The 23243-nt window shown below is 39.7% G+C and carries 22 protein-coding genes; 3 read left to right on the plus strand and 19 right to left on the minus strand.

Features of this window, described 5'->3' with window-relative positions:
- Window positions 1-14 precede the first annotated feature (14 nt).
- The 14 genes from SOS22_RS05500 to SOS22_RS05565 all read right to left on the minus strand — a co-directional run bounded on the left by SOS22_RS05500 (window position 15) and on the right by SOS22_RS05565 (window position 15596).
- Entirely contained in the window at window positions 15-1031 is a 1017-nt protein-coding gene (locus tag SOS22_RS05500; protein ID WP_320596575.1) for an IS30 family transposase, read from the minus strand.
- Window positions 1032-1138: 107 nt separating this feature from the next.
- The gene (locus SOS22_RS05505) at window positions 1139-2263 is read right to left on the minus strand and encodes a DHHW family protein (RefSeq protein ID WP_173445753.1); all 1125 of its coding nucleotides are present in this window, start codon (window positions 2261-2263) and stop codon (window positions 1139-1141) included.
- 14 nt (window positions 2264-2277) lie between these two features.
- Window positions 2278-3651 carry an MBOAT family O-acyltransferase gene (locus SOS22_RS05510; RefSeq protein ID WP_320596576.1) on the minus strand — a complete coding sequence of 458 codons (1374 nt, stop codon included), beginning with the start codon at window positions 3649-3651 and terminating at the stop codon, window positions 2278-2280.
- A gap of 2 nt (window positions 3652-3653) precedes the next feature.
- Window positions 3654-4136, minus strand: coding sequence for a DUF4358 domain-containing protein (locus tag SOS22_RS05515; RefSeq protein ID WP_320596577.1), 483 nt, complete (start codon window positions 4134-4136; stop codon window positions 3654-3656).
- 8 nt (window positions 4137-4144) lie between these two features.
- Complete coding sequence (locus SOS22_RS05520) at window positions 4145-4837, minus strand: GDSL-type esterase/lipase family protein (RefSeq protein ID WP_320325812.1); 693 nt, start codon at window positions 4835-4837, stop codon at window positions 4145-4147.
- A gap of 130 nt (window positions 4838-4967) precedes the next feature.
- Window positions 4968-5756, minus strand: a complete 789-nt coding sequence (locus SOS22_RS05525) for a hypothetical protein (RefSeq protein WP_320596578.1) — start codon at window positions 5754-5756, stop codon at window positions 4968-4970.
- A 44-nt stretch (window positions 5757-5800) separates the two neighbouring features.
- Window positions 5801-6922, minus strand: a complete 1122-nt coding sequence (gene ftsZ, locus SOS22_RS05530) for a cell division protein FtsZ (protein ID WP_128519518.1) — start codon at window positions 6920-6922, stop codon at window positions 5801-5803.
- Window positions 6923-6939: 17 nt separating this feature from the next.
- The gene (locus tag SOS22_RS05535) at window positions 6940-8211 is read right to left on the minus strand and encodes a hypothetical protein (protein ID WP_320325815.1); all 1272 of its coding nucleotides are present in this window, start codon (window positions 8209-8211) and stop codon (window positions 6940-6942) included.
- An 88-nt stretch (window positions 8212-8299) separates the two neighbouring features.
- The gene (locus SOS22_RS05540) at window positions 8300-10483 is read right to left on the minus strand and encodes a penicillin-binding protein (protein WP_320325816.1); all 2184 of its coding nucleotides are present in this window, start codon (window positions 10481-10483) and stop codon (window positions 8300-8302) included.
- Between the two features lie 17 nt (window positions 10484-10500).
- The gene (locus tag SOS22_RS05545) at window positions 10501-10779 is read right to left on the minus strand and encodes a hypothetical protein (RefSeq protein WP_320325817.1); all 279 of its coding nucleotides are present in this window, start codon (window positions 10777-10779) and stop codon (window positions 10501-10503) included.
- A 22-nt stretch (window positions 10780-10801) separates the two neighbouring features.
- A complete protein-coding gene (gene rsmH / locus SOS22_RS05550) occupies window positions 10802-11761 on the minus strand; it encodes a 16S rRNA (cytosine(1402)-N(4))-methyltransferase RsmH (RefSeq protein WP_320596585.1) in 960 nt (319 codons plus the stop codon).
- Window positions 11761-12192 (minus strand): division/cell wall cluster transcriptional repressor MraZ, encoded by a 432-nt coding sequence (gene mraZ, locus SOS22_RS05555; RefSeq protein WP_320325818.1) that lies wholly within the window; start codon window positions 12190-12192, stop codon window positions 11761-11763. The genes rsmH and mraZ overlap by 1 nt, the downstream gene beginning before the upstream one ends.
- A 142-nt stretch (window positions 12193-12334) precedes the next feature.
- Window positions 12335-13606: a peptidoglycan bridge formation glycyltransferase FemA/FemB family protein gene (locus SOS22_RS05560; RefSeq protein ID WP_320596579.1), complete on the minus strand. Its 1272-nt coding sequence runs from the start codon at window positions 13604-13606 to the stop codon at window positions 12335-12337.
- A 73-nt stretch (window positions 13607-13679) separates the two neighbouring features.
- The gene (locus SOS22_RS05565; protein WP_320325820.1) at window positions 13680-15596 is read right to left on the minus strand and encodes an aconitate hydratase; all 1917 of its coding nucleotides are present in this window, start codon (window positions 15594-15596) and stop codon (window positions 13680-13682) included.
- A 58-nt stretch (window positions 15597-15654) separates the two neighbouring features.
- On the opposite strand from SOS22_RS05565, the gene SOS22_RS05570 reads away from it, so the two are divergent.
- Entirely contained in the window at window positions 15655-16044 is a 390-nt protein-coding gene (locus SOS22_RS05570) for a hypothetical protein (RefSeq protein WP_320325821.1), read from the plus strand.
- Here the strand turns inward: SOS22_RS05570 and SOS22_RS05575 are convergent.
- From SOS22_RS05575 to SOS22_RS05590, 4 genes are all read right to left on the minus strand, one after another.
- Complete coding sequence (locus tag SOS22_RS05575; RefSeq protein WP_320596580.1) at window positions 16038-16301, minus strand: hypothetical protein; 264 nt, start codon at window positions 16299-16301, stop codon at window positions 16038-16040. The genes SOS22_RS05570 and SOS22_RS05575 overlap by 7 nt on opposite strands.
- A gap of 69 nt (window positions 16302-16370) precedes the next feature.
- Window positions 16371-17726 (minus strand): neurofilament protein, encoded by a 1356-nt coding sequence (locus SOS22_RS05580; RefSeq protein WP_320596581.1) that lies wholly within the window; start codon window positions 17724-17726, stop codon window positions 16371-16373.
- 47 nt (window positions 17727-17773) lie between these two features.
- Window positions 17774-19084, minus strand: coding sequence for a DHHW family protein (locus SOS22_RS05585; protein WP_320596582.1), 1311 nt, complete (start codon window positions 19082-19084; stop codon window positions 17774-17776).
- 14 nt (window positions 19085-19098) lie between these two features.
- Window positions 19099-20466 (minus strand): MBOAT family O-acyltransferase, encoded by a 1368-nt coding sequence (locus SOS22_RS05590; RefSeq protein ID WP_320596583.1) that lies wholly within the window; start codon window positions 20464-20466, stop codon window positions 19099-19101.
- A gap of 162 nt (window positions 20467-20628) precedes the next feature.
- Here SOS22_RS05590 and SOS22_RS05595 point away from each other — a divergent pair, with 162 nt between their 5' ends.
- Both SOS22_RS05595 and SOS22_RS05600 read left to right on the plus strand, forming a co-directional pair.
- Window positions 20629-21783, plus strand: coding sequence for a S1C family serine protease (locus SOS22_RS05595; RefSeq protein WP_320326035.1), 1155 nt, complete (start codon window positions 20629-20631; stop codon window positions 21781-21783).
- Window positions 21784-21891: 108 nt separating this feature from the next.
- The gene (locus tag SOS22_RS05600) at window positions 21892-22869 is read left to right on the plus strand and encodes an L-lactate dehydrogenase (protein WP_320326034.1); all 978 of its coding nucleotides are present in this window, start codon (window positions 21892-21894) and stop codon (window positions 22867-22869) included.
- 146 nt (window positions 22870-23015) lie between these two features.
- Here SOS22_RS05600 and SOS22_RS05605 read toward each other — a convergent pair.
- On the minus strand, window positions 23016-23243 hold a 228-nt coding region (locus SOS22_RS05605; RefSeq protein ID WP_320596584.1), incomplete at its 5' end, for a transposase.

Genomic DNA, 23243 nt, shown 5'->3' on the forward strand with positions numbered 1-23243 from the left:
GATGAATTGTCAAATTAAGTGCAACACGATGTATGTGAGTCTGTTTCGTTCATAACTTCATTTGGTGTCTTATAGCCAAGGCACTTTCGTGGCCGATTATTCATCAGTTCAAGATTATGCTTTAGCTCATCTTCATCGACAAGTGATAGGTCCATTCCTTTCGGATAGAATTCTCTTAACAGTCCATTGGTGTTTTCATTTGTTCCTTTTTGCCAGGCACAGTATGGATCGCAGAAGTAGGTACTACAGTGCAGCGCATTTTCTATATCTTCATAACCGGCGAATTCTTTTCCGCGGTCGAACGTTATCGTCTTGACCATGTCTTCGGGAAAATCTTTTAATGCTTTGATGATAGCTTGGCTGACAATTTCGGCTGTTCTGTTTGGAACCTTTATCGCAATATACATTCTTGATTTTCGCTCTGCCAATGTCACAAAACAGGCTAAAGATTTGCACTTGCGATCCATTTTACCAGATACAACAGTATCACCCTCCCAATGTCCTAATTCTTTTCGTTTATAGACATCTTTGGGGCGTTTTTTGATTGTCCTGCCGCCATCATTGAATTTTCCTCTGGTTTCGGCTGGTCTTGTAAAGTTTCCTTTTCTTCTTAGACGTGCCATTGTGATAGGACCAAGCCTTTTCTGGTGAATCATTCGATAGATCGTTGATGTAGAAGGAACTTTGTGTGCTGTTTTTCTATTTGCGATTTGTTCAGGCGACCAATGATCTTCTATTCTAGATTTCACGTAGGATAGCGTATCCTCACAGGAAATATATTTTCTGCCACAATGATGTTTTCTGTTTTGATATATTTCCTGGGCTTTCGAAGGGATATACCGGGAATCTCGTTCATTTGTTTGGTTTCGTTTCAATTCTCTGGAAATCGTACTCGGACTTCTTCCAAGTTGCTTCGCTATTTCACGAATCGATACGTCAGAATAAGCAAGTAAAGATATGACTGTTATCTCATTTATGTTAAGATGGTTATAGTTCATGGGATTCTCCTTGATAAATGTTTGTTTTGTCACTCACATTTTATCATTGAACCCATGGACTTTTTTTATTCTTATAGGCTGTTGCACTTATTACGATAATTTATCTAAAGAAAAAAATGTTGCCTTTTCAAGCAACATTTCTAATAGCCTAAACAATCAGCCAGGCTGGTATCTTGTACAAACGTATTGGTGTTATATACAAACAATACATTGGTAATGATGTCTTTATTCATTTGCTGGTCCAGATCGTCATAATAATAGCGTGGATCAATGATAGTAATCGTTCGATAATATGGCAATAAGAATTGCACCAACGAATTGGCATAACTATCCTTGATCAACAATAAATGCTTATCCGAATTATTATTGATTGAAATATTGATCATACCTTCGTTTCCACCAAAGAACACTTGGTAAACATCCCTTTGATGGAACGCTTTAGAATTGTAAATAGAACGTGTTTGTTTATTGGACGAATTATACGTGACCAAGTAATTACATGTCTTCTTTGGGGTATAGATATCCACTTCATCTTTGATGTTGATCGAACCCACCTTAGAAGCTAGAGTTCCTTGAAACGAATTAGAAACTTCACGTTTATCGTATTGATTTAATTGGATATTCGAATTGATTGCATGGGCTGCATAATAAGCCCCTAAGCTTGTCCAATGATGATCGGATTTATAATAAATATATTCATCTTTATGTTTCTTTAAAGCACTGTTGACATCAACCGATTGAATCGATAAATCTTTTGTGATTTGATTCATTTCGGATTCTTGATCTTTCACATCAGCAAACGCCGGCAAGCGATCGGATTGTACACTGATGGCATTCGGCGCCAACACCATCTGCATATTGATATCTTTATGGGCATTCGCAAAATCATTGATTGCTTGAATATTCCGTTTCAATTGTGTTTGGTTAGGTTCTGGCATTTCTTCCATCAATTGGTCATGACACAAATACACATCCTGAATCTTGCGAACTCCCGAAAGTTTCTGAATCAAATAGTTAAAATGAATCCAATTGTTTCTTCCGACAAATTGATCCGATTCAAACGTTTGGTAATTCTTAAAAAACGAACCATCCCACAATGTTTCCCAACTCAATGTTGGTCGTTGGGCCAAACCTCGATTTTCCATTTCCGATGTGGTTTTCACTGGCGTGATCACATTCAAGACCAGCACCACCAGCAGACATACAATAAAGAATCGCGTGATGATACTTTGCGTTTGTAGCCAACGCTTCTCCAATTTCTTCATCGAATGCCTCCTTTTTAAAATGCGAAATACAAGAATGATTGATACGTACTTGAAACAATAAAACTAATTGATACAAAAAAGAAAAACACATAAACCGCTGTAGCTACCGTTTGAGCATGTTTTTTAAAAAGAACAAAATCCGCACGCCAAGCATATTGACTAATCGGCATACTAAACAATATAGCAGCTACTAAAACCACAAGATACGTCTTCACATAGAACAGAGTCTGGGTACTGCAAATACCACCAATGCCTAGTCCAAACATACGTCCTACGGTATGGAAAGCAGTTAAGATATCTGGACTAAAGAAGAAGACCCAACCCACAATGATCACAACCAATGCATAGACATGCGATACCCAATTGGGTGCTTTCTGTAATCGTTCTTTTAACCAATATTTTTCCAATAATAAGAAACAGCCATAATACAATCCCCAGAAAATAAAGGTCCAATTGGCACCATGCCATAAACCTGTCGCAAACCAAACAATAAAGATATTACGAATGTAATGGGCTCGATTTCCACCCAATGGAATATATAAATAATCACGGAACCAACGGGATAAAGAAATATGCCATCTTCGCCAAAAATCCTGAGCACTGGTCGCAATATAGGGATGATCAAAGTTGGGTGAAAATGTAAACCCAAACATTCGACCTAAGCCAATGGCCATGTCACTATAGCCACTAAAATCAAAATACAATTGTAAGGTATAGCTAATGGCATATAACCAAGTTCCTAGTAAGGTCGTATCACTTGCCATCGCACCAAATAAAATCGCTAATCGATCAGCAATCAATACCTTTTTGAACATACCCTTTAAAAAGAGCATGATGCCTTGATAAAAAAGTTCTTTTGTTTGCGGATGGTTCTCCAATTGATCAGCCATATCGGCATATTGCACGATGGGTCCCATGTTGACCTTACCGAAGAAACCAATATACAAAGCCAATGAAAGCCAGTTGTTCTGAACCGGTGTTTTCTTTTTGTATACATCCACCAAATAGGAAATCGCACTAAAGGTAAAGAAAGAAAGGCCAATGGGCAGATGAATCGGTAAATGTTGAAGATGAAATGGAAATACATTCAGGATATCAATCAAGAAATTGGTATATTTAAAGAAACCAAGAATCATCAAATCGACAATAATGGATCCAATCAATGTGTTTCTTCTTTTTTTGCCTTCTTGTTGATTCATCCATTTGGCACTCAGATCATTCCAACAAACACTTAAAATCAATAAAAGTAAATAAGCTGGATTATCCCACGCATAGAAAAGAAAACTCAGTAGAACTAAAACAAGATTCTTTCCTTTAGGCATATAACGATAGAGTATCAAAGCAACTGGCAAAAAGAGGAATAAAAAGACAAGGGTCGTAAAGCTCATGATCAGTCCCCCTTCTTTAAACTTTGTTGCCAATTATTGACAACCGTATCTGCTTTTTTATTCGTGACATATATACCATAATTGGCCTGCGTTACGATCTTACATTGTTTTAATAAATCCGCTTCTTTCGGTAAATACCCATCAAATATCTTGATTTGATCATCTACATGCTTCTGCATGGCTTGTTTAAAGTCATCCGCTTGATCATCCGACTTAAATTGAACGATCACAATTTCGCTCGACTGCATCGTATCTTTATTTTTGTAGTAGCGAATATGCTGATATGTCGATGGATCTAAGCTTAAAAATCGACGAATATTACGATTTTCTTGAATGGTATAATCAGATACCGATATATCTTTTACACTATCCTTAGCGACCGTCTGAAAAGGTGTCGTGCTATCTTTAGGAACAATTAAATATTGTCCCACAAATAGTATGAGGCACACCAATACGAGCCACCGTAATACTTGTACTTTCTTCATGATTTCCCCTAACTTTCTGCTTTCTGCGTTGCATCAATGATAGTTTGTGCCCAAATTGGGTAGAAACTCGTCAAAAAATGGATGCCATCTGATTGATAAATATCGGCATTTCCATTATCAGCCAATTTGGTACAATTGATATACGTCCACTTATTTTTCTTACACATGGCCTTCAATTGTTGATTGTAGGTACCTACCTGTCCCCAAGATGATGATTTTTGTAAAGCTTCTGGTGAACACGGAATGATGGAACATACATAAATCTTCGCATTGGGTACGATGGCCAAGATCTTTTTCACTTCGGTTTCATAAACCCCGGCATAGCCGCCCTGTTCATCATTGATCTTCAATCCCATATCATTCATACCATAGGAAAGATAGACGCGTGTCGGTTTTAGTGATTTGATTTCGTTTAAATGATCATCCACTCGTTTGATCGTTCCGCCACTATCACCCAATACCCGATTGGCATCCAAATAGCCATATGTTTCAAACCCCATGACACGGCTATCGCCAAAAAAGACATAATCATCAAACATCGAAAAAACATTTAACTTCCCTTCCGCCATGGCTTGGCTCATTTCTGCCTGGCGCTTTTTTTCCAATGTTGGTTTTAAAGCACTGGTTGATTTCTTTTCCTGGGCAACGACATAAGCTTGTCCTGCCTGTACTTCCGTATTGGTATGATGTAAAAAAAACACAAAAGTACAAATCATGACGATACAAAGAATACCTATTAAAATAAGCGATCGTTGATTTTTTCTTTTGTGTTGTCCTCGTTTATTTATCACTTGCATCCCTCACTCAATGCATTAACTATAACACTTTTTTTTAATAAATAAACGATAGAATTTGTGAAGGTTTCATCTTTTGGATTTTCTTGGCATCCTTGAAAGTTTTGGTATTCCAAACAAACTGATCATAATCCGTCAAATAGGAATAATCCACCATATGATTAGGATATTTTGCACACCATTCTGGATAGTGTTTTTCCATCAATGTCGTTGCTTTCTGGATGGCTAAACTATTGATATTGCCATTGATATCCGGTGTTCCACTAATTTGAACACCTGGCACACTGGCATGAACAATCAACAACGAACCATCTTTATATTGTCCCAATACAATAAAGATATGGTCCTGGTTAGCCATCAAGTCACCCGGATGATACGTGGTGATCGCATCCGCCTGGATTACTTTCCCAAAGCCTTTTTTTGCAAACCATTGAATCTGTTTACCCGATTCTTTCACATAGCCAGGTTGGCCATCTTTTGTTTCCATCGTGTTATAAGTTACCCAACCAACAAATCCAGAACAATCCAAGCCATCATGAATTTGATAAGCGGTTTGACTCACATCATAACTTGCATCTTGCTTCTCATAAAACTTCTTCCAACGGGGACTCAAACCCATTTGACGGGCTTCTTTTCCAGCAGCCGTATCGGCTTTATTCCAACCGCCACCCCATACATACATGGTTTGTCCCACTGGTTTTATCGACGTTTTTAAAAAATGTTTTAATGTCGGCGTATACGTTGTGGTTTTCTTTGTCGTTTGGTTGTTACAACCAACCATGAGCAAAGAACACAATACAATTACAATAATTTTTTTTAGTTTCATTGCTTCCCCTTTAAAAAAGAACCAGGTTTTCCTGGTTCTATCACTTATTGACGATTATTGAAGAAGAAGTTTGGAATGGAATCGTCATCGTCATTCCCATCTTCTACACTCGTTACTACACCGGGATTTCCTGGTGTCTTGATTCCTGGTTCTGTAAATAAGTTTTGACCATTGGCCGTTGGAATTTCAACGGAACTATTGCCCTTGGTATTGGTGTGCTTTCCTGCTTTTTCATCAAAACCCGTCGCAATAACGGTAACGATGATACTATCACCCAATTGTTCATTGATGGCAATACCAAAGATGGCATCCACATCGCCACCGGCAGCATCTTGAATAACTGCAACCGCATTCTGCGCATCGTATAGGCTAACCTTGTCACCACCTGTAATATTGATGATTGCTGATCTTGCTCCAGCAATTTGAGCTTCCAATAAAGGCGATTGGATTGCTTTTTCCGCAGCCGATACCGCTTTGTCTTCGCCTTCAGCCATACCAATTCCAATCAAGGCACGACCTTGATTCATCATGACGGAGCGAACATCCGCAAAGTCCAAGTTGACCAAAGCAGGTACAGCAATCAAATCCGAGATGGTTTGGACACCTTGACGCAATACATTATCCGCTGCCTGGAAGGCTTCCTCAATTGGTTTACGACCAATGACTTCCAATAAGTTATCATTGGAAACAACGATATAGCTATCAACATAGTTCTTTAATTCTTCAATTCCTTGTTTGGCATTGTTGGCACGACGACGACCTTCAAAACTGAATGGACGAGTAACGACCGCAACGGTCAAAGCCCCTTCTTCTTTACAGATCTTGGCAATGAATGGAGCCGCTCCAGTACCAGTTCCACCACCCATACCAGCAGTGATAAAAGCCATATCGGCCCCTTTTACTGCCGCACGAATATCGGATTCTGCTTCTTCGGCTGCTTTTCGACCAAATTCTGGATTGCCTCCAGCCCCTAATCCTTTAGTTGTATCTTTTCCAATTACGATTCGATTTTCACATGGCGACGTTTCCAAAACTTGCACATCGGTGTTAACGACATAAAATTCAACACCTTGCACACCATCGACAACCATACGATTGACGGCGTTGGATCCACCACCACCAACTCCAAAGACTTTAATATTCGCAACTTGATTCATTTCTGGCATCGTTTATACCTTCCCTTCTATTCATCTTCTTCTTTGTTTTCGGATAAAATGACATTTTTTAGTTTCTTCGTGAAACCGCCCTCTTCACCATTTCTTGCTTTGTGATTAATGGCATCGATACTTGCACCTAATTCATTGACATTTGCACAGATCTTGTTGGAATGACGGATCTTATTGATGTCATTGTACGCATAGAAGACGCCAATGCAACAAGTGAAAGAAGCATCGCGGGCTCCCACATTTTGCGGTGCATAGATCGTTGCATTCGAACGAAATTCACTGGTTAGTTTACTGAAAATGCCAATGTTTGCCCCTTTTCCGGTCAATACAAATTCACTTGGTCCTTGTTGAAGGATAGGTTCACAAGCATCATTCACATTGTTGATCCATTCCTTGATGCGACCCACAACGACTTCGGTCAATTGATGGGCTGTGATCTCAATGCGCTGTTCACTACGCTGTTCAATATAAATGATCTTATCAATAGCTGGATCCACTTCGGTATTAAACACATTCTGCAATAAACGGAAACATACCGCATCACTCAATCCATATTGCTCTTTGATTTCTTCAATAAACCAACGGTACCCATGTTCCAAAACGGTACTGCTATATAATAAGCCATGGCTAAATAAAGTCAACACACAATGATCGGCTTCCAGATCCAATTGGATCATCAAACGATCTTGTGATTTGACAGCCACTGCACTTTCTTGGGCAATCGCATAGGCATCCAAATAAATATCTAAGATTTCCATGTTGGCTTGTTCAATGCAACGCGCAAAAGAATAAATCGTTTCCTTATCGGCAAACAACAATTCCACATTCATATAAAATTCATCGACGGGTGCACTGATCGGCATCTTTGTGGATGTTTGTCCATCCACCTCATAGGTGATGCGACCAATATTGACAAGTTCAACATCATCGGAAATTTTTTTCTGTACAGCTTTGTTTAACCCCTGTTGTATATGGAATAAACGAATGTATTTTGTTCCATCTTCCACTTGCACATGAACTCTTTGTTCTACATGTTGTACATTGACACTTGGAATCGCTAATAAAGCTCTTTCAATGCGATATCCCATTGCCGCATTCGCATTATTGCTTGCTTTGCGAATGGCTTGTACAACACTCGTTTCATCGACGATCTTTTGATTTTGAATGCCATCACACGCCACACGTTCTACACGTAAGACATTGAATTGACCTTCAAAAATTTCAAGAACAATCAGTCGAACTTCACGATCGGCAAGTTCAAAAGATGCATAAACTTTATTTATACTCATTCGACTTCTCCTTTACTACTGTTCAATAATACCATAATTTCTACAAAAATGAGATAAAGTTATCTGAACTTTTTCGGCACATCCATCCTTATTTCATCTTTACCGTGATCACCGAATCCGATGTGATTGGTTGTTTTGCTTTGACGCTTTGCGAACTGACTTTACCACTGCCCGAAGTCTTGATCGTAATACCCGTTAATTGACTATAGGCCGTAATGTCTTTTTGTGTCCATCCCGTCATATCCGGCATCGAAATCGAATTGCCATCGGTCAATACAAAAATCCGATCATTGGAATTGATGGTCTGGTTTGCATTCGGATATTGTGCCATGACATTCGTACCATTGCCAATATAGACCACATGAACTTTTTTTCCATCCATCTGTTCTTTGGCATAGTCCACACTATGATTCAATAAAGAAGGCATTGTATAGCTAGCCCAAGAGGCATACTTTTTCGCATTTTCCTCATCTTGACCGCCCACACCTTCATAGACCAATGCTGCCTGCATGATCGTTTTGAAAGGATCGGCCGAATAATTTAAATAATTATCCGAGACCATGCCCCAATAGACCATGACCTTTGGATCATCGGCAGGTGCTGCCGCCATGACACTGGATGTATACGTATCTTCCTTATACGTGCCGGTCTTACTATCATAAATCTGTCCAGTACCGGTCTTGGCGACCATATCGACACCATCCATCTTAAATTTTTCACCACTGGCTCCATCATCCAATACATGACTCATTAATTCACGGACTTGCTTAGCGGTGTCACTGGAAATCGGCTTGTCAACTTGGGTTGGACTATATTTCTTGATGGTTTTTCCGGTATCTGCATCCGTAATGGAATCCACCACATAAGGCATCATCATTTGGCCATTATTAAAAATGGCCGTATACGCTTGCATCAACTGCAAGATCGTGATCGAAGATCCTTGACCAAAACCGGAATTCAAATAACCCATAGGCATGGATAAATTCTTTTGACCCGCTACCTCATGGATCCATGGCGTACCGACTTTTTGATAGAAACCAAATTTTTTGACGTATTTGCCATAATCTTTATAGTTGATATAATTAGCCAATAATTCACAAATACCGACATTACTGGAATAAGCCAAAGCTTGATCAAAAGTGATGGTTCCAAAGTCTTCACCTAAGGCATCGCTAATAGCAGGATATGGTGTCGTTCCCGATTGGATCCGGGTGATTTTCTTGGTGGATTCATCATAAGTATACAAGAAAGAACCAGCCCGATAGGTTTGATCTTTTGGATACACACCTGTATCAATGGCGGTCGCAAACGTAAAAGGTTTCATGACAGAACCCGGTTCATACGCCGATTCACTGATCAAATCGGTAAACGTAGAAATTGTTTTATGGGTATTTTGATTAAAGGTTGGATACGAACACCAAGCCAATACTTTGCCGGTGCTTGGTTCCATGACCACACACCAGGCACTTTCGGCATCATTGTCTTTCATTGTTTTTTTCAATTGGGTTTCCACGGTCTTTTGCAGATTGGCATCCAAGGTCAGTTTAACATTGGCACCATCTTCGGCTTGTTTGATTACATTGGTCGTACCTGGTAAAACATCACCACTGACCGTTTGTTGGTAAGTCACCTCTCCTTGGGTACCCGATAAATATTTGTTTAAGGTTTGTTCCAAACCCAATTTACCCACAATTTGTTGTTTGTCTTCGTCATATGCGGCAAAACCAACTAAATTGGATGCAAAAGGGGTACTTGGATATTTTCGCGTAACGGTTTGCTCAAAATCAATGCCTGTCAATTTTAACTTCTTGATTTTTTTCATTTTCGCTTTTGAGATTCGTTTGGTTCCCGATCCCAACTCGGTTTGAGACAACCCTTTATCTTTCGCATTTTGAATGGTGTCGGCCACTTGATCCACATCAATATCGGTCAAGACCGTCTTTAATTTTTTTGCCACTTGTTTGGGATGCTTGACATAGTTCGCCTTGCCATTGGCATCTACATTGCTAGAATCCACATACGCAATAACGGTATAGGCTTGTGTATCTTGGGCAATGACCGTGCCATTGCGATCCAGGATTTCTCCTCGTTTGGCCGAGACTGTCGTATGGACAATACTATTGCTGATGCGCGGATCCAATACATTGTGTCCGGTCCATATATGGGTTTTTGTGACCATGGTAAAAAGAACATTAGCACTCACTAATGTTCCAATAATAATCATCACTTGTATCACCCGAAAGAGTCGCTTATTGGTCGCTTTGATTTTCATATCATCAATCCCATCTATTAATCAATAATATATACATTTTTTTGATTCTCTGCAACCTTGTCATTTAATAGACCCAATACGCGTGACTTTTCTTCCAAGTTATTCACTTGGCTCGTTAGTTGATCGACTTGTTGCTGCGTTTGACTCAATTTTTTTGATAATTCCTGGTCACGCATCGACAATGTCATATTTTGCGAACAAATCACCGTCTTTGATAGGATATAGAAGACCAATGCGAGAACAAAAAAAGCAATTACTTTTGAATCCTGTGAAAAACGATGTTTCTTTGTATTCATACGTTTTTTTCTTGATGTATTATTATTTATTTTCTTTTGCTTCATTTTCAAAATTTCTCAGCCTTTCTATCCCTCTTAGTTTTGCACTATGTGCCCGATTGTTTTCTGCCAATTCTGTTTCGCTTGCCAAAATGGGCTTGCGATTGATCAGCTGATATTCCAATCTTTCTTCCCCTATCACTGGTATTCGTCGATTGACTTTTGGTGGTGTTGCCACCTGCTTGAACGTCTGTTTGACCATACGATCTTCCAAAGAATGAAAAGTGATCACACACATCCGCCCACCTACAGCTAAGCGGTGCAAGCCCTGATGTAAAGCCGATTCCAATTGTGGGAGTTCCCCATTTACTTCCATGCGAATCGCTTGGAAAGTCCTTTTGGCAGGATGTCCCTTTTTATTCAAGACTTTTTGTGGCAAAGACTGTTTGATCACATCCACCAATTGAAATGTCGTATCAATGGGATGTTCTTGCCTCGTTTGTACAATTTGTTGGGCAATCTTATGCGCAAATGGCTCTTGGCCAAAAGATTTGAGAAGACCGGTCAATTCATCTTGTGAATACGTATTGACAACGGTCCATGCATCTAATTCCTGGCTTTGATCCATGCGCATATCCAAACGTGCATCATACCGATAACTAAAACCGCGCGAACCATCATCAAATTGTGGACTGGAAACGCCAAGATCCATCAAGATTCCATCGACGACAGATACTCCTTGTTCATCCAGCACTTGGGCCAAACGTTCAAAAGGTGTATGAATACACGTGAAATTGGAACCAATGGCAGACAATCGCTTCGTGCTTTCATCAATGGCGCTTTGATCACAATCCAACGCATATAAATGTCCTTGGGTGCACCGTTTTAATATTTCGCTACTATGTCCTCCACGACCCAACGTGCAATCGACATAGATTCCATCGTCTTTGATCTGAAGCATTTCAATGGATTCTTTTAGTAAAACACTCTTATGTTCCATAATTACCCCATGATTTCTGATAATTGTTCAGCCATATCTTCAAAAGCATCACTTTGTTCTGCTTCTTCATTTTCCCAGACATCCTTTGCCCAGATTTCCAGATGATTAGCCATCCCAATGATCAAACATTCTTTTTCTAATTTAGCCAGAGCGGCCAATGACGATGGAATGAGAATTCGCCCCTGACTATCCATTTCACATTCTGCGGCTTTGGACAAAACCATACGTTGATACCAACGTGCATTTTTGTTTGTGGTTGGCAATTTTGAAAGCCCCTCATAAACTTTTTCCCATTGTTGCATCGTATAGACATACAAACAGCCATCCAAACCACGTGTTACGACAACGTGTCCACCGAGTTCTTCACGAAATTTAGCTGGCATGATCAACCGCCCCTTACGGTCGATGTTATGCGCATATTCACCCATGAACACGTGTCATCACCCCCACTTTCTGACACAAACTGCTACTTTGTACCACAATAATACCCCATCCCCATCATTTTCGCTACTTTTTTTTCGATTTTTAAGACAACACAAAAAAAGCCAGTTACCAAATTTGATAACTGACTTCTGACTATTTTTTGAATACATGCTTTAAATTCTGCATCCGATTGATATTTTTCATCATTTTCGGATCACAAACCAAATCAAAATCCCCTAATAGTTCGATGGGACGACCACCCAAATGCTTTTTGAATAAGAAGACTCCATAGTCTGGACCTTCTTCATTAAAGATTCCACTGGTTCCGGTAAAATTATATCGATGCAGCCCCAAACGCTTGGCCGTTCGGATGGCTTGGTCTTGGATCACATACGGACCCGAATATTTTCTTAATTCATCATAAGAGCCGGAAGAAATATAATCCATTTCCCCATCATAAATCACAAAATAGGCACCCGACAGAATAATTTCTTTGCCATATTTTGCTTCCAATTCCTTCGTTGTTTGTTCCCAACGTTCAATTTGTGCGATTCGCTCCAACTCTTCCTTTTGCCGTCGATTCATCTTTTTACTATTGGGATTCTTCGCTAAGATCGCATTGGTTTTTTCTTGTTCCTTTTGAATATCCGCAAGATCTTTCGCATTTTTTTCATGCACTTCGACCGTATCCAAATACGATACGATAACTTTGGCATGATCACTTCCTAACGCACGAATCTGATTTTGATAAGCAGCCAATCCCATGTCCGTAAAATGTCGTTTCTTTGCGGTATAGTCCATCAATTCCATAAAAGGATCTAGATGATCAAGATCCAATTCTTTGGTCTTGACCCCCATTTTTTTAGCTCGGGCAATGGTTCTTCTCGTATTGGGTTCGTAATTCGCAACAATATCGTCTTCGCTTAGATCATCCAGATCCATCACGACCATATAGCGAACTTGTCGATCTTCGGGCCATCCTTTGAAGAAACCTTGATGTGCATAGCCAAGACTGGCCAAAAAATCCATCATCGCTTGATGATTCCAACCATTTTCAACAACTTGTCCATCGTCATCCAATTGTTGATACTCCACATATGGATCCATTCGTAGATAGGCCATGCCATGATCAGCAATATATTTCTTTAATGCTTCCGTAAAAAAAGTGGTCAATTCCGGATCATGAAAATCACATAAGATACCACGTTGGGCATAGGCATAATGATAGAATCGCATGACGGGTACTTTACTAAAGCCGGCAGCTGCCAAAACTTGGTTGGCATCATCCACCACACCCACATAGTAGGTTTCCCAACCATTTTGTTTCTTTAATTCGATCATCTTGGAACTATTTAAATAAAAACGACCTGCACAATGTGTCGCAAAATCTTCATATTCTTGGATTGTTAATTCTTTGAATTTCATATTGTCACTCCCGCATGGAGTGTATCATTTCCCAAGCAAAACTACAAGATAAAAAGAGGAGCTTGTCCTCTTCTTATTGATGATTACGAATATAATTCAAAGCACCACCATCCATCAAGATATCCAAATCTTCTTTGGTCAATTGTGCCGTAGCCTTAAACGTTTTATGTTTTGTCAGATCTTTGACTTCTATGGTTGGTTGGTCATATAGCCCTGGAACATGGACAACTTCCAATTCATCCATTTCATCGATCGCATCATAATCGGCTTTATCCACAAATTCCAATGGTAGGATTCCAAAGTTGATTAGATTGGCATGATGGATTCGTGCAAAGCTCTTCGCCAATACTGCTTTGATGCCTAAATACATCGGTGCCAAAGCCGCATGTTCACGAGAAGATCCTTGCCCATAGTTTTCACCCGCCACAATAATGCCGCCATGGTTGGCCTTACAAATTTCATCAAAATGTTCTTTGTTGTTCATAAAGACAAAAGTAGATAATTTTTCAATATTAGAACGATATGGCAAGACTTTCGCACCAGCTGGAGCAATGTGATCGGTCGTGATATTGTCAGGCAACTTGATCACAACTTTCTTATCAATATTTTCGGTCATCTTGGTATTTTGTGGTAACGGTTTAATATTTGGACCACGAACAATTTCCACATCTTCAGGTCGATCACTTGGTGGCAAGATCATGGAATCATCAATGAAGATGGGTTCCGCGCTAAAGGTATCTTCATAGTCTTCTTGGGTTGGATCACTGATCGATCCAGTCAAAGCAGAAACCGCAGCGGTTTCGGGTGAAACCAGATAAATACCTGCACTCAATGTTCCGGAACGACCGTAGAAATTACGATTGAAGGTACGCAAAGAAATACCATCGCTCTTCGGCGATTGTCCCATACCAATGCATGGTCCACAGGCACATTCAAGAATTCGTGCACCCGCTTTGATAAATACGCTCAAAGCTCCCGTTTCAATCAATTTTTCTAAGACTTGACGAGAACCTGGAGAAATGACTAACGAAACATTAGGATTGATTGTTTTGCCTTTTAAGACATTGGCCACTTTCATCATATCTTCATAGCCAGAATTGGTACAAGACCCAATCGCTACTTGATCAACTTTGATTCCACGCAATTCCGTAATCGGTTTGACGGCATCAGGGGAATTCGGACAAGCGGCCAATGGTGTTAATTGATCAAGATCAATTTCAACCAGGCCATCATAGCTTGCGCCTGGATCAGCAGCCAATGGTTGCCAATCTTTCACCCGATTTTGACGGGTCAAGAATTCTTTGGTGATCTCATCACTCGGGAAGATCGAAGTGGTTGCACCTAATTCGGCACCCATATTGGTGATGGTTGCACGTTGATACACACTTAATGTCTTGACTCCTTCACCTGTATATTCGAAGACTTTGCCAACGCCACCTTTTACGCTCAATTGACGCAGTAGTTCTAAAATGATATCTTTGGCAGAAACACCATGTTTTAATTGACCGCTCAAGCGAACTTCGATGACTTCAGGCATGGTCAATCGATAGGGGATCCCTGCCATCGCTTTGGCAACGTCCAGTCCACCAGCACCAATCGCAATCATGCCCATGGCCGATGAAGTGGGCGTATGGCTATCCGATCCAATCAATGTTTTTCCTGGTGTCGCAAATCGTTCCAAATGCACCTGATGACAAATCCCATTTCCTGGTTTTGAGAAATAGATGCCATGCTTAGCCGCTACGGATTGTAGATAGGCATGATCATCCGCATTCATAAAACCATTTTGTAGAGTATTGTGATCTACATAACTAACGGACAGATCCGTTTTGACTTGGTCTACCCCCATGGCTTCCAACTGCATATAAGCCATGGTTCCTGTTGCATCTTGGGTCAATGTTTGATCCATACGAATCTCGATCGGAGATCCTTTTTTTAGCTCCCCTTTGATCAAATGGGCTCTTAAAATCTTCTGTGTTAAATTTTCCATTTTTTCACATCCTTTTCAAAAGTGTATCATAATCTTGTTTATATGGTAAAATATAGATATGAAAAAAATCAATGAATTCTCAATCTGGCTGCTCCATTGGATCGAAGTGATCATGGCAATCATCTTGATCTTAGTCGTCGTGATCCAATGTTTTGATATCATTGCCCAATTGCCATCCTTCTTCTTTAATAAAGTACCGCTTTCTGATGTTTTATCGTATGTCTTCAACTTTATCATCACGATTGAATTCGTTCGCATGTTGTTGATTCATTCGATGGAAAGTGTCACCGAAGTATTGATCTTTGCGATTGCACGAAGCATCATTGTTGGCCATCCAGAAGCAATAGCTCTATTTTTTGAAATTTGTTGCATATTCTTATTGTTGTCAGCAAGGAAATACCTGCTGTTTGAAAATGAATTGGAAAAAGAAAACGAAGAAGATCAATAGTCTTCTTCGTTTTCTGTATCTTCACTATCCAATAAGATCTCACGATTCTTTGATACTACAATATAGGTGCCATCTTTTGGATACTCTTCATCGGTTGAATCCGAGAGAATTTCTAATTCACATGGATAGCCATTGGCTTCCAATTCTTGAATCAAACCTTCTTTTCCTAATTTTTTTGTTAAGTTGCGACCACATGCACAATTGCCATATTGATCCAAACATTGATAAACCCAGTCTGGAATTGTCTTTTTTGCCATGATGTATCCCCTCCTAGAATAATCTGTATTATACTCGAAAAGAAAAAGGGAGGCAAGCCTCCCACATACCTACTTCTCTAAGATTTCAATCAATTTTGGATAATAATCATATCGATCATCGACATATTGGAATGCACTGTTCGCAATGGCTTTGGCTTTATCCAAATCAATATCGACATATACATTCGCAAAACGATAATAAATCATATCCTTGATCTGGTTTTCACGCAATACATAGTTATAATTGGCATCACCTTGACCATAATCACCATGTTTGATATACAAATCAGCAATATCCATCAAAGCACGTGTTCCCCATTTTTGATGAAGATCATCCAATTGGGAAAGGACCGCAAAAATGAAATTCTCATAATATTTCACATCATCGTATTCAAACAATGGCAATACATGATAGGCAAGATCCATGAATGTCTGGATCATGTCGGTCACATCCACTTTGATCAACTCAACAAGATCGGCACTTTGATGAATGTTCTTGCGTTGTGCGATCATCAATACTTTCCGTACGATATCAAATTCTTTTTGGTATTCTTCATTGTTGACCGTTGCATCATCCTTAATGGTATAAGAAGCATGAGCCTTCACATCTTTACCAATTTGTTCAAAATCAGATGCTTTAATATCGACCGTATCGGCAACACGATCAAAGATGACACGAATCAGATCGGTATCATATCCGTCTTTTTCAAACGTAAATGCTTTGGTATCCACATGGAAATCATCCAATACTTTTTTAGTCAACGCATCAATATCGGCATTATCCAACAATAATGAAGCATAGTTTTCATAATCCATGTTGACACCCATGGCACGAGCCATTTCAAAACATGTATCCATCGCAAAACTATTGTATTGTTCGGTCTTTGCTGTATTGACAACCGGCTTTTTAGCCGTTTTTTTCGTTGTCGCTTTTTTTGCAGCTACTTTCTTATTGGCAGCTTTGGCAGCCGTTGCCCGTTTTGCCGGTGCTTTTTTAGCAGCCGTTGCCTTTTTAGTGACCGTTTTCTTTGCAGCCGGTTTTTTTGCCGTTGTCGCCACTGGCTTTGCTTCCACTTTCTTGGTTGCTGGTTTCACTTCTGCTGTTTTTGTGGCAACTGGTTTTGCTTCCACTTTCTTAGTTGCTGGTTTTGCTGTTTCTAGTGTTGCTTGTTTCACAGCTGGTTTTGCTTCTGTTTTTGGCTCAGCGGATTTCTTCGCTGTTGTCTTCTTTGCTGGAGTGACTTTTTTAGCTGTTGTTTTTTTCGCAGCCGTTTTTGTCGTCGTATCTTTCTGTGCCGGTTCTACTTTCTTTGCCGTTTTTGATACTTCTTCCGTTGGCTTTGCGCTAGCGCTTGCTACTTTTTTGGTTGTGGTAGCACTCTTCGTTGTAGTCGTCGTTTTTTTCGATCTTGTTTTTGCAGGCATGATACTTCCTCCTAGTTAATTCTTTCCTATTATAACACTTCTTAATTTCAATGCAATTCACTATCGATTTTGCTTGCAACATCCGGCGAAGCAATGATCGTGATATTGTTGATCATGATCAAATCCTTGATGTTGTTTTCTTTACAGAACGATACAATTTTTTCTTTGGTATATCGAAAATCCATCACGTAGACCGTCTGATAATGATCCACCAGATAAGGCACAAAACAATTTCCATAGGACTCCTTGATTACCACACAGCTTGATCCATCTTTGATTTTTGGATTCTCAATTTTGGTCAATGGTTTATCCCCACCAATGAAACAATAATAACCAGACCCTTCGTTCCAAGAGCTGACATCTTCGATCACATGCCAGCTATGTTCTTGATTGGATTCATCCCAATAAGTCAGATCATTGGTACCATTGGGTACATAGGCTTTGACATAATCGGGATTTTTTTCCATACTTGTATCTTTCAACTTGTCATAGAAGGTGCCCAAGAATGGACTGAATTTATAGCTTTTCTTAAAGTAGGATAACGAATGCGCGTTGATGCCTTTTTCCTTACAAAAATCTTTATACGCATAATAAGCACCCAAACTTGTCCAATGATGATCGGTCCGAAAATATAAATATTGATCATTGTGTTTTCTTAACGTTGGCAATATATCAACCATATGTACATTTTTCGTATATCGATCAGCATAATAATTGATTCCTTCTTGTTGATCCGATCCACCTAAAGAAGATAACGTCTTTTTGTCCAACATCGCACCCGAATTATTAGGCACCAATATCGAATACACATTGGTCGTTCCTTTTAATTGTTTAGCGGCTCGATTGATGGCTTTGGTGTAGGTATTGGCAGCTCCCTGATCAAAATAATACACACTATAGGCAGCCCCATCTTTGACATACAATCCTTCCATGATCTGGTTTTGCACTTCGGCTTGCATATCCTTGGTCTTCGGTGCCTTTGCCGTCTTGGTGGTATTGGATGTTTTTCCATTGGTTGGAATGGTATCTTTTTCAACATTTCCACCAACCATACGTGTATTGGATTCGATGCCATAGGATTTCTTTAAGTTCTGGCTCATTGCGATCCATGTATCCCGTCCGGGAAATGTATCCGAATACCATTTGGATATGTCCGAAAAGTAGGAACCATCCAAGAAGGTCGAAAAATGGAACGCAGGAAAAGCAGTCAACTGCCGTTTTTCTACAATGGATCGTGTGGGTCGAATAAAAAACAAAGCACCCATGATCATGCCGATGATCAATAGAAAACTGGTGATCACCACGCTCAAATTATGAAACAAACGAATTTGTTTTCGTTGCTTTTTGGTATATTTCATTCTCTTTCTCCTTCCTAAAACTGAAAATATAAGAAAGGATTATAGCTATTTCCAATCAAAGCCAAGACCGATAAGATCAAAAGTACGGGTGGCAATAGCAACTCTCCCCATGTATAGATGGTATAAATGATCGCATTGGATTTTCCTATGACAGGTAACATATGGCGAATGGCCTTACCTATATAAGTACAAGCTAGGATACAGAACAATAAAAAGAAGATATTTTCCAAAAATAAGGTATGGACTTGCATGCTGGTAAAGGCATGTGATCCCATGCCGATCATTCCGGCCAATACCGTCAAAAGTTGCGAACCATTCTCAAATCGAAAGATGACCCAGCCTATATATACGACAAACAAAGTATATATATGAGCTCCGATGGATCGTAAGCGATTGCCATAGACAAATCGTTCCAGCAACAAAAAAACCAAATAATATAATCCCCATAATATATAATTCCAGCTGGCACCATGCCACATACCAGTCAAAAACCAAACGATGGTCATATTGCGAATGAATTTTGTTTTGGAACAACGACTGCCACCCAAAGGAATGTAAACATAGTCGCGAAAAAAGGTGCTTAAGGAAATATGCCATTTTCGCCAAAAATCCTGTACGGAATGGGCCATATACGGATAGTTAAAATTTTCTAAATAATGAAAACCCACCATCCGTCCCATGCCAATGGCCATATCGGAATACGCAGAAAAGTCCAGATAAATCTGGAGCATGTAAAAGAGCATGCCTAACCACAACCCTGTGATGGCTTGATTTTGTAGTGCCGATTGTTGAAATGGCAACAGCGTATCGGCTACCGATGCACATCCATTGGCCAAGATTGCTTTTTTTGCCAACCCAACACAGAAACGGCGAATGCCTTCATAGATATCGCTTTGCGAAACCTGCCGATGCTCAATTTCATTGGCTACGGTTTCATAGCGGACAATTGGTCCGGCAATGCATTGATGAAACAAGCTGGAATATAATAAGAGTTTCCAAAATTTTGGTTGCGCTTTGACCTCTTTTCGATAGACATCGATCACATAGGATAATAACTGAAAGGTATAAAAAGAAATACCAATGGGCAAAACGATTTGGGGAATCACTTTGGGAATGCCAAACCAAGCATGGAAATTGGAACAAAAAAAGACCGTATATTTAAAAATGCCTAATAGCCCCAATAGTACGACGCATTCGCCTAGTAAATAGTGTTTGGCCTGTTTTCGATGTCGTGTGATCTGTATCGCAAACCACCAACTAGCCCAGGTATCGACAAGCAAAAGGATCAAATATCGGGGTCCACCCCAAGAATAGAAAATCAATGAAAAAATCAGAAGTACCTGGTTCTTTTTGGTATCATCCACAAGCGTATAGATGATCATACAGGGTACTAAGAACGCAAAAATAAAAAGTAAGCTCGAAAAAACCATGATTTCTTTCCCTTCCTCCGCTTTATCATATCAAATTTCCGACTGTTTTTATGTAAATTTAAGGAATTATTTGTAGTATACTAATGCATGTGTCAAAGGAGGTACACGTAAACCATGAATCATAATATGCAAGAACAACCACCAGAATTTAAAGAAAAAGCCAAAATTCCCAAACAAGTCTTGATCCTTGTATTGGTATGTGCCTTGTTGTCAGGGGTTTTAGGATTTACCGGTGGTTATATAGCTTCCAACCTAAATACATCATCCGGCAACGTCACCATCAACCAAGTCAAAGGGTCTACAACAGGTTCATCCAAAGTCAATGATGTCAGTGACATTGCCAGCAAATGTGGTCCGAGTGTTGTTGAGATCACTACCGAATCCGTTTCTAATGGCAATAGTATTTATGGCCAATATATTTCAGAAGGGGCCGGTAGTGGAATTGTCTATAGTAAAGATGGCTATATCGTAACCAACAACCATGTCATTGAAGGGGCTTCGAGCATTACCGTGAAGACAACCGATGGAAAATCATATCAAGCCACTTTAGTTGGTAGTGATTCAGACAGTGATCTGGCGGTATTAAAAATTGATGCCAGTAATTTAACACCAGTTACACTGGGTGATTCAAGCAGTTTAAATGTCGGTGATGTGGCGATTGCGATTGGAAATCCATTGGGCGAATTAGGGGGTACCGTAACGGAAGGTATTATTTCTGCTTTGGACCGCCAAGTCCAAATCGATAACACGACGATGACATTGCTGCAAACGGACGCATCCATTTCACCAGGTAACTCTGGCGGTGGTTTATTTGATGCCAATGGCAATTTGATTGGTATTGTCAATGCGAAATATTCATCCAGTTCTTCATCATCCAATGGCAGTGTTGAGGGCATTGGATTTGCGATTCCCATCAATAGTGCAATCGATGTCATCAATGAATTGATCGCAAATGGAAAAGTCACCAATCGTGCCGCATTGAATGTTTCTTTATATGATTATACAAAAGGCAGCTCCAACTATTATGTCGATGAGGGGGCTACGGAAGGTTGTTACATCGTCCAAGTCGTAAGTGGGGGTGCGGCTGATAAAGCTGGTCTAAAGTCCGGTGATCGTATTGTATCGATCGATGGCACTTCGATTTCCACTTCCAGTGAGGCAAAAGCTGTCATTCAGAAACATAGTCCAGGCGATAAAGTCAAAGTAGTCGTAGAACGCGATGGCAAGAAAGTCACGAAGACAGTAACGCTTGGTTCATCCAATTCTTAATGTAAGGGGTTTCGTTTTTACGAAATCCTTTTATTTTTGTTTTGTACGAACAATAAATGGAGTATAATAAGTTCAGAAATACTTACATTAGAGGAGGATTAGTATTCAATGGCTACAGAAAAAATTTCTAAAAGAAAAATCATGTTGATTGGTACCGGCTTTGTCGGCATGAGTTTTGCGTATTCCCTTTTATCGGAAAAAGGAATCGATGAATTGGTTTTAGTCGATGTCAACACGGACAAAGCCAAAGGCGAAGAAATGGATTTGAGTGATGGTTTAGTTTATGCGGAAACCAAAATGAAGATTCGTGCCGGTAGCTATGCAGATGCCAAAGATACAAACATTGTTGTATTAACAGCTGGTATTGCACAAAAACCAGGCCAAACACGTTTGGAATTGGTTAAGATCAATGCCAAGATCACAAAAGATTGCTGTGAGAACTTAAAAGCCAATGGCTTTGATGGTATCTTGATTTGTGCTGGAAACCCAGTCGACATCATGACATATGTGGCTTACAAAACATCCGGTCTACAAAAGAATCATGTATTTGGTTCCGGTGATGTATTGGATACCGCACGTTTGCGTTTTGCAATCAGTGAACGCTTGAATGTAGCACCAAGCAATATCCATGCTTATATCATGGGTGAACATGGTGATTCTAGTTTCGTATCTTGGGCTAACACCTATGTTGGCTGCAAAAACTTATTGGAATACTTGGACGAAAAAGGCGATGTATCTTTAGCAGAATTACAAGAATTATATATTGGTGTTCGTGATAAAGCTTATAAGATCATTGAATTAAAACGTGCCACTTATTATGGAATCGGTCTTGCCTTGAAACGTATCGTTACTTGTGTATTGAATAACGAACGTGCCATCTTGCCAGTATCTAGTTATCAACAAGGTGAATATGGTCAAGAAGGTTACTACATTGGTACACCAAGTATCGTTGGATCCAATGGTGTCGAAGAAGTCATTAAATTGCCAATGACCGATCAAGACCAAGAATTGTTTGATCGTTCGTTCAATACGTTACGTCAAACCATTCAAGATGAATTATCGGATTTATTAGCTGATTACGAATAATCCATCAAGGAGCTCATCCAGCTCCTTTTCTTTATAAAAACCACTAATAAAAATTAGTGGTATTGAATGCCCTATAAGGGCCTGTTGTTGCGCAGGTCCTTCGACCATTGAAACCTCACCAGTCGCAACCCCGTTACATGCTGCCTCTAAAAGAGGCATGGTAAATCGCTTGCTTTGACCCGTTCACCCGTAAACGGGTCAATATATTCTTTTAAATTCAATTCATCTGCCAACTTGTCTTCGACAAGTTGGTTTTGTATATATTCACGTATTACTTTCTCATTCTTTCCAACTGTATCGACAAAATATCCTCTTGCCCAAAACTTTCTGTTCCCAAATTTGTATTTCATATTTGCATGTCGCTCAAATATCAT

It is taken from the genome of Absicoccus sp. (assembly GCF_034090965.1).
GTDB lineage: Bacteria > Bacillota_I > Bacilli_A > Erysipelotrichales > Erysipelotrichaceae > Absicoccus > Absicoccus intestinalis.